Source organism: Acidovorax sp. HMWF029 (assembly GCF_003060895.1).
GTDB lineage: Bacteria > Pseudomonadota > Gammaproteobacteria > Burkholderiales > Burkholderiaceae_C > Acidovorax.
Window position 1 is genome coordinate 1 of record NZ_QAIH01000241.1, and the last position, 7,886, is coordinate 7,886.

General features: G+C 67.2%; 7 protein-coding genes and 1 pseudogene. 6 read left to right on the plus strand and 2 right to left on the minus strand.

Annotated elements, in window-relative coordinates:
* Both DBR12_RS17775 and DBR12_RS17780 read left to right on the plus strand, forming a co-directional pair.
* Nucleotides 1-273, plus strand: a pseudogene (locus DBR12_RS17775) (hypothetical protein); the annotation flags it as partial.
* A gap of 53 nt (nt 274-326) precedes the next feature.
* On the plus strand, nt 327-983 hold the full coding sequence (locus DBR12_RS17780) for a DUF4124 domain-containing protein (RefSeq protein ID WP_108618481.1): 657 nt from the start codon (nt 327-329) through the stop codon (nt 981-983).
* Between the two features lie 18 nt (nt 984-1,001).
* Here DBR12_RS17780 and DBR12_RS17785 read toward each other — a convergent pair whose 3' ends face one another.
* Entirely contained in the window at nt 1,002-1,976 is a 975-nt protein-coding gene (locus DBR12_RS17785; RefSeq protein ID WP_108618482.1) for an SDR family oxidoreductase, read from the minus strand.
* A 48-nt stretch (nt 1,977-2,024) separates the two neighbouring features.
* On the opposite strand from DBR12_RS17785, the gene DBR12_RS17790 reads away from it, so the two are divergent.
* Genes DBR12_RS17790 through DBR12_RS17805 form a run of 4 tightly spaced genes read left to right on the plus strand, consistent with a single transcriptional unit; the run spans nt 2,025 to nt 6,992 of the window.
* The gene (locus DBR12_RS17790; RefSeq protein ID WP_108618483.1) at nt 2,025-3,077 is read left to right on the plus strand and encodes a CDP-6-deoxy-delta-3,4-glucoseen reductase; all 1,053 of its coding nucleotides are present in this window, start codon (nt 2,025-2,027) and stop codon (nt 3,075-3,077) included.
* Between the two features lie 2 nt (nt 3,078-3,079).
* Nucleotides 3,080-5,299, plus strand: coding sequence for an ATP-binding protein (locus DBR12_RS17795; RefSeq protein ID WP_233244773.1), 2,220 nt, complete (start codon nt 3,080-3,082; stop codon nt 5,297-5,299).
* The gene (locus tag DBR12_RS17800; RefSeq protein WP_108618484.1) at nt 5,296-5,979 is read left to right on the plus strand and encodes a response regulator transcription factor; all 684 of its coding nucleotides are present in this window, start codon (nt 5,296-5,298) and stop codon (nt 5,977-5,979) included. The genes DBR12_RS17795 and DBR12_RS17800 overlap by 4 nt, the downstream gene beginning before the upstream one ends.
* A 32-nt stretch (nt 5,980-6,011) precedes the next feature.
* Entirely contained in the window at nt 6,012-6,992 is a 981-nt protein-coding gene (locus DBR12_RS17805; protein ID WP_108618485.1) for a tripartite tricarboxylate transporter substrate binding protein, read from the plus strand.
* A 375-nt stretch (nt 6,993-7,367) separates the two neighbouring features.
* Here the strand turns inward: DBR12_RS17805 and folK are convergent.
* Nucleotides 7,368-7,886: 2-amino-4-hydroxy-6-hydroxymethyldihydropteridine diphosphokinase (folK, locus tag DBR12_RS22385; protein ID WP_199226717.1), on the minus strand; the 519-nt coding region annotated here is incomplete at its 5' end.

Consider the following 7,886-nt stretch of genomic DNA (forward strand, 5'->3'; position numbering starts at 1 on the left):
GACAAGGGCCGTGACCGCGACGACTGGCGCGAACGGGACCGTGACCGAGCCGAACGGGACAGGGCGGCCCGCGAGCGCGAACAACAAGCCCGCGATGCCGACCGCCGTGCCCGCGAACGCGATCAGGCGCGCCGCGAACAGGCCGAGCGTGACCGCCGCGCCGCAGAAGACCGGCGCAACCGGGGGCCCGGGCAGTTGGCTCCCGGCAGCTACACGCCGCACCCGCAGGACTGGCGATCGCGCCAGTTCTCAAACGGCCAGGAACAACCCTGAGCCGCCTCGCCTGGCCATCAACAGCCGAACCCCACTTCTTGAGCGGTGCCTCCATGACCCGAGCCCAGCATCTCCTCGCATGCCTGTGTGTGGCCTGGATCGGCACAGCCGCCCAGGCACAGGTCGTGCGCTGCACCGACCCCGCCACCGGCAAGGTCACCTACACCGACGGCAAATGTGCTGGCGGCGCCGCGGCGCGCGAGGTGGAGGCACGCAAGACGCCGGAGGAAATCCAGCGAGAACGCGAGCAGGCCGCCGAAGCGCTGGCACTCAAGCAAAAACGACTGGAAGCAGAGAACAAGGCCGCAGAAACAGAAGCCTTGCGCAACGCACAACGGGATCGTACTCATCCCGTCAAGTCGCAGGACTACGCCCGCTCCCCAGAATGCGCGCGCTCGCGCCGAAACCTGGACGTGGTGCTCAGCAGCGGTAGCGCAGGCAGTTACGAACAAAGCCAGCGCGTGGAATCGGCCCAGCGGCAGATGGACCTGGACTGCCTCGGGCCCGAGGGATATGCAGAGGTGGAAAAAGCCCGTGCGGCGCGCCCCACCACGGTCAACACCACCACGCCGCCGGTTGTGGTGGTGGTGCCGCCTCGCCACCCAGTGCGCCCAACCCCCCAGCCCACTCCGACCCCAGAGCCGAAAAAATTCACGCAGTGCAACGTATTTCGCTGCTATGACAGCCAGGGCAACGTCTACCCGCGCTGAGAGCCGGCAGATCTATTGCTAGTGGTCTTTTGACACCCCAGCACCACGTGGCCCCTGCAGCCCCTGTGCCACACTGGGGTAGCGCAGCCGAACACCCAGCTCCTGCAACATGCGCCGGTTGTCCAGGCGACGCGACTCGCCCATGAAGCTCAGCAGCATCAACGACAACTGCTCCTGCGCCGTGCTGCGCGGCACCCTGGGGGGGCGCGGCAGGCCATACAGATCGGCTGCCAAGTCGAAATAATCGCCCATCTTCATGTGGGTCGCATCGCTCACGTTGTAGGCACGCTGTGGCCGCCCCTTCCACAAGGCGGCCACACAGGCGCGCGCCAGGTCATCGGCATGGATGTGGTTGGTAAACACATCGTCCTCGGGCACCAGCACCGGCGTTCCGCGCCGCAAGCGGGCCTCGGGCGTGCCACCCTCGCGGTCTGGGGCGTAGATGCCTGGGATGCGCAGCACGCTGGCACGCACCCCTGCACGGCCCAGGTGGCGCACGGCACGCTCGGCATTCACCCTGCGCTGGGCACGCGGGGTGGCTGGTGCCAGGGGCCGCGTCTCGGGCACCAGAGCACCCTGGCAGTCGCCATACACCCCGCTGGTCGATGCATAGGCCATCGACACCGGCAGGCTGCGCAGCCGCAGAACACGGGCCAGCGCCACGGTACGTGGGTCGACCCACCACGCAGCGCCGCCCGCGCCTTCACCGGGCGGCGGCGCCAGGTGCAGCACCCGCGTGGCCACGCCCGACAGGCGCCGCACCGTGGCAGCATCGTCCAGGTTGCCCAGCAGCGGCCTTGCACCCAAACGGCGCAAGCCCGCCACACGGGACGGACTGGACGTGAGCGCCAGCACCTGCAGGCGCCCCGCCCCCGGGCCGGTGCTCAGGTCACGCACCACGCGTTGACCTACGTCACCACAACCCACGATCAGCAGGCGTTCACGGCGAAAGCGCGCCGGCAGGGCGCCAAGGGGGTTTTGGTTTGAAGGCAAAATCGGGGCCGTTTGTTGACACGATGAGCCTCCGAGGATACCCACTCCATGACCAGCGCTGAGACCCCATTCCAAATCACGGTGCAGCCCAGCGGCCGCGCTTTCGGCGCCAACACGGGCCAGACCATCCTGGCCGCCGCCCTCCAGAACGGCGTGGGCCTGCCCTATGGCTGCAAGGACGGCGCCTGCGGCTCGTGCAAGTGCAAGATGATCAGCGGAACAGTGCGCCATGGCGAGCACCAACCCAAGGCACTCAGTGCCGACGAAGAGGCAGCAGGCCTGGTGCTGACCTGCTGTGCCGAGCCGCTGTCCGATCTGGTGCTCGAATCGCGCCAGGTCACCGACGAAAGCGCCTACCCGATCAAGAAGATGCCGGTGCGCGTATCCACGCTGGAAAAGAAGTCGAGCGACGTGATGCTGGTGCGCCTGCAACTGCCCGCCGCCGACACCTTCCGCTACCACGCGGGCCAGTACATCGAGTTCATCCTGCGCGATGGCGCCCGCCGGGCCTATTCAATGGCCAACGCCCCCCACACGCAGACCGAGACTCCAGGAGTGGAACTGCACATTCGTCACATGCCGGGCGGAAAGTTCACCGACCATGTGTTCGGTGCGATGAAGGAAAAAGAAATCCTGCGCGTCGAAGGTCCCTTCGGAAGCTTCTTCCTGCGCGAGGACTCGGACAAGCCCATCGTGCTGCTGGCCTCGGGCACGGGGTTTGCGCCCATCAAGGCGCTGATCGAGCACCTGCAGTTCAAGGGCATTAGCCGGCCCACCGCGCTCTACTGGGGTGGCCGCCGCCCGCAAGACCTGTACATGCACGAATGGGTGCAGGCCCGCGCCGTCGAACTGCCCTGGCTGCGCTACATCCCCGTCGTTTCCGACGCGCTGCCCGAGGATGCCTGGGGCGGCCGCACAGGTTTTGTGCACCAGGCCGTGCTCGACGACTTTGCCGACCTCTCGGGCCACCAGGTCTATGCCTGTGGTGCGCCCATCGTGGTCGATTCGGCCCGCGCAGCCTACAGTGCCCAGCGCGGCCTGCCGCCCGAAGAGTTCTTCGCCGACTCCTTCACCTCCGAAGCAGATAAACACGGCGGCTGACCGTGGACCCGCGCGCGGCGCCCGCCGACTCTGCCGAGGCCGGTGCCCCGCGCCCTTCACATCAGTGGCCCCGGCTGCACCGGGGTGCAGGCTTCATCGCGGCCCTGCTGTGCGTGGCCATGCTGCTGGTGGTGGCAGCCGGTGAATGGGCTGCCCAGAATGAGCGGGACACCCAGTGGGACAACCTGCGCCGCTCGGGCGAAGTTCAGGCCCTGGCTCTGCGCGGGGTGGCCACACGCTACAACTACCTGCCTTTCACCACCGCCCAGCACCCGCTGGTGCGCCAGCTCTTGCACCACCCCGCATCCCAAGAGGTACGGGATGCAGCCAACGCCTACCTGCAGACAGTGAACGAGCACGCGGGCTCCGACATGCTGTATGTGATGGACCTGCAGGGCCTCACGCTGGCATCGAGCAACTGGGACACACCCAACAGCTTTGTGCACCAGAACTACCGCAACCGCCCCTACTTTCACGATGCACTGGGTGGTGATAACGGGCGCTTTTATGGCGTGGGCAAGACCACGGGCGAGCCTGGCCTGTTTGTGTCGGCCCCCGTGCGCGACAACGGCCGGGTGATTGGCGTGGTGGCCGTGAAGGTGCGCATGGAGCCCATCGCCAGCCCCTGGGAGCAACTGCGCGACCCGGTGTTTGTGACGGATGAGCGCGGCATCGTGTTCCTGGGCTCCGAGCCCAGCTGGCTCTATCGCATCAGCCGCCCCGTACCCGCCGCCGACGTGCAGCAGCTGCAGCACAACGAACAGTATGGCAACGGCTGGACACCCCAGCCCGTGCCCTGGACCTTGCGCCAGCACGACGACCAGCCAGGCGCCGAGCTGCGCCTGGATGGCAATGGCAAGCGGTACCTGGCGTTCGAGGAAGCGCTGCCCGACCTGGGCTGGACGCTCACCGTGACGGCCGACGACCGGGTGGTGACCGTGGCGCGCCAGCAAGCCTGGGCGCTGGCCACGCTGGCCTCGGGCCTGCTGGTGCTGGGCGCGCTCTACTGGCAGCTGCGCGAGCGCCGCCTGGCCGAAAACCGCCAGGCCCGCATCGGGCTGGAGCAGCGTGTGCAGGAGCGTACCCACGCGCTGCAGCAGGCGCAGGCATTCCGCCAGTCGATGGAAGACTCGCTGCTGGTCGGCATGCGTGCGCGCGACCTGGAGGGCCGCATCGTCTACGTGAATGCCGCCATGTGCGACATGGTGGGCTACCGTGCCGACGAACTCATCGGGCAACTGCCGCCCTACCCCTACTGGCACCCTGACGATCTGGATCGGCACTGGAACGACAGCGACACCGTGCTCGCCGGCAAGGCTTCGCCCCAGGGCCGCGAAAACCGGCTGCGCCACCGCGATGGCTCGGATGTCTACACCATGTTCTATACCACCCGGCTCATCGACGGCCATGGCCAGCACATCGGCTGGATGAGCTCGGTGGTGAACATCACCGCCCAGAAGCGCGCCGAAGAACAGCAGCAGCAGCGCGAAGCCCAGCTACAGCGCGTGCAGCGTGTGATCACTGTGGGCGAGATGGCCTCAACGCTTGCGCACGAGCTGAACCAGCCACTCGCGGCGCTGGTCAACTATGCGGCTGCCGCCAAGTCCCTGGCCGCACAGGGCAAGCCCGAGCTGCTGAACGAGACCCTGGCAGCACTCTCGGCGCAGGCGCTGCGCGCGGCCGACATCGTGGGCCGCATCCGCCACTGGGTGCGCCAACACCCGGCGGCCCGAGAGCCCTGCGATCTCAACGCCGCCGTAGACCAGTCGCTCGCGCTCCTGCTGCGCGCCGAGGCCCGCCGCCATGGTGTGGCCGTGCGGCTGGACCTGGCCCGCGAGCCCGTGCGGGTGAGTGCCGACCGCGTGCTGCTGGAGCAGGTGGTGCTGAACCTGGGACTGAACGCGCTACAAGCCATGCAGTCGCACACTGCGCCACCCCAGGTGCATGAGCTGCTGCTGCGCACAGTGGCCGAAGCGGGCCACGCATCCCTGCAGGTGCTGGACCGGGGCCCGGGACTGCCCCCCGAAATCGCCGAGCGCCTGTTCGAACCATTTTTCACCACCCGCGAAGGTGGCCTGGGCCTGGGCCTCAACATTTGCCGCTCCATCGTTGAAAGCATGGGCGGCGAGCTGCTGGCCCGCAACCGCGCAGGGGGGGGCGCGATCTTCGAGATAAGGCTCCCCCTGCACCAGACACCGATATCCGCTGCGACCTTGCCATGAACGACCACACCACGGCCCAGTCACACACCCCGCTTCATCCGGTCTACATCGTGGACGACGACGCAGGCGTGCGCCACTCGCTGGCCGCCCTGCTGCTGGCCCGTGGCCACCAGGCGCAGGTGTTTGCGAGCGGAGCGGAGTTTCTGGCCCAGACCGACCTGACCCAGCCCGGTTGCGTGCTGCTGGACCTGCGCATGGAAGGCATGAGCGGCCTGCAGGTGTTCGAGGCCATGCGCCAGCGCGGGTCGGTGCTCAAGACCGTGTTCCTGTCTGCGCATGGCGAGCTGGCCTCGGCCGTGGCCGTCGTCAAGCAGGGCGCGGTGGACTGGCTGGAAAAACCCTGCGACGAAGCCACACTCATCGCGGCAGTGCAGCGCGCGGCCTGCCTGTCACACGAGGTGGCCGCCGAGGCGCAGCGCCGCTCTTTGTTGCTGGAGCGCTGGAACGCGCTGAGCCCGCGCCAGCAGGAGGTGGCGCGCCTGGTGGCCACCGGCATCAGCAGCAAGGAAGTCGCCCGCGCCCTGGCGTACCGCGACCCCGACCGCCCGATCGACCCACGCACTGTGGACACGCACCGCTCGGCCATTTTTTTGAAGCTGGACATCCGTTCGTCCCACGAATTGGGCAAACTGGTGGAGGAGCTGGGGCTCACCGAAGGCCTTGCTCCCAGGTTTTCGTAAGCTTTCTTACGAATCTTTTGCACAATGCATCCATGAACCGCAGAAACCACATCCTCCTCAGCGCCGTTGCCGCCGCCGCAGTCTTCTCGTCCTGTGCCGCCTGGGCGCAAGACGCCGCCCAGCCCATCCGCCTCATCGTGCCCTACGCCCCTGGCGGCCCCATAGACGTGACGGCGCGAGCACTGGCCGAGCGTGTTCGCGACTCGCTGGGCACGGTGATCATCGACAACAAAGGTGGCGCAGGCGGCAACATCGGTGCCGACGCGATTGCCAAGGCCGCGCCCGACGGCCTGACCATCGGCATCGCGGCCACGGCCACCCATGCGGTCAACCCCTGGCTGTACGCACGCATGCCGTATGACGCAGGCAAGGACTTTGCGGCCATCACGCAGATGGTGCGTGTGCCCAACGTGCTGGTCATGAACGCCGCCAAGGCCGAGCAGCTCAAGATCAACTCGGTGGCCGACCTGATCGCCTATGCCAAGGCCAACCCCGCCAAGCTCAACTACGGCAGCGGCGGCAACGGCAGCGCAGGCCACCTAGCGGGTGAGATGTTCAAGCAGCGCGCAGGCATCTTTGCTCTGCACATCCCCTACCGGGGCGCCAGCCCGGCCCAGCTGGCGCTGCTGGCGGGCGAGGTGGACTTCAACATCGACAACCTGGCCGCCGCCGCACCCAACATCCGCGCGGGCAAGCTCAAGGCGCTGGCCGTGACTTCGCTGGACGCGTCGGCCTCGCTGCCTGGCGTACCTCCGCTGTCGACCACATTCAAGGGCTTCTCCATCGACACCTGGTGGGGCCTGGTGGCACCTGCCGCCACCCCCAAGCCCGTCATCGACAAGCTGAACAAGGCTTTTGTGGCAGCGCTGAATGCACCCGAAACCAAGACCCGCTTTGGCGCCCTGATGGCCGAACCCGTGGCCACCACGCCCCAACAGTTCGACAGCTTCATGGCCGCCGAACGTGCCAAGTACCAGCAGGTGGTCAAGGCCTCAGGTGCAAAAGTCGACTAACCCCTGAGCGGTTTCGCGTCCCCCCAGGGGGACGCAGGGGGGACGCAAGGGGACGCTGCCAGCGGCCCGGCCAAGCCGATTCCACAGCGGCGCGCTGGTGTTGGGCAGCACCTGGCTCATCTAGGGATGTCCTGCATAACCCTCGCGAGTCGGTGGTAGTGCGGATCGGGACAGGCCGCAAGGCGTCTTTTTGCAGCCAATAGCCCGGCTATTGGCAAGAAAAGCAACGCAGCGGACTGCCCGAGGCCGCGCTATCACAGACCGCAGGGAGTTATGCAGGACATCCCTAGCGCATGTCAACCTGGCGCACAGCGGGTTTTTTTCAAGCTTTTTTGGCCCCCTCCGCGCAACCAGAAAGCGTTTATTGCTCCTAATTCAGGAGCAATCACCACCTACCGCACCCTCTGCCCAGGCCACACCGGCCAACAGGTCGATGCTCTGCAAGGCCACCGCCTGAAGGGCAGCCGCCGACACGCGCTCGGGCACAAGGTCGGCCAGGGGACGCAGCACAAATGCGCGCTCAGCCATGCGGGGGTGAGGCACGGTGAGGTCAGGGGTGTCGATCACCTGGTCGCCAAACCACAGGATGTCCAGGTCCAGCGTGCGTGGTGCATTGCGGTAGGGGCGCTCGCGCCCAGCAGATTGTTCGATGGCCTGCAGCGCATGCAGCAGGGCCTCGGGTGCAAGCGTTGTGGCTACCTCGGCCACGGCGTTCAGGTAGTCGGGGCCACCGGCATCCACCGGCGCGCTGCCGTACAGAGGCGACACCCGCAGCACACGGGTGCCGGGGCATTGACCCAGGGCTGTCAAGGCATTGCGCAGGGTGGCTTCGCGCTCGCCCAGGTTGGCTCCCAGGCCCACATAGGCCAGGGAGGGCTCAGCGCCCATGTCTGG

Bases quoted from the DNA above. Each gene is read 5' to 3' on its own strand.
- DBR12_RS17780 (WP_108618481.1), top strand. From the start codon at position 327: ATGACCCGAGCCCAGCATCTCCTCGCATGCCTGTGTGTGGCCTGGATC.
- DBR12_RS17800 (WP_108618484.1), top strand. From the start codon at position 5,296: ATGAACGACCACACCACGGCCCAGTCACACACCCCGCTTCATCCGGTC.
- DBR12_RS17790 (WP_108618483.1), top strand. From the start codon at position 2,025: ATGACCAGCGCTGAGACCCCATTCCAAATCACGGTGCAGCCCAGCGGC.
- DBR12_RS17805 (WP_108618485.1), top strand. From the start codon at position 6,012: ATGAACCGCAGAAACCACATCCTCCTCAGCGCCGTTGCCGCCGCCGCA.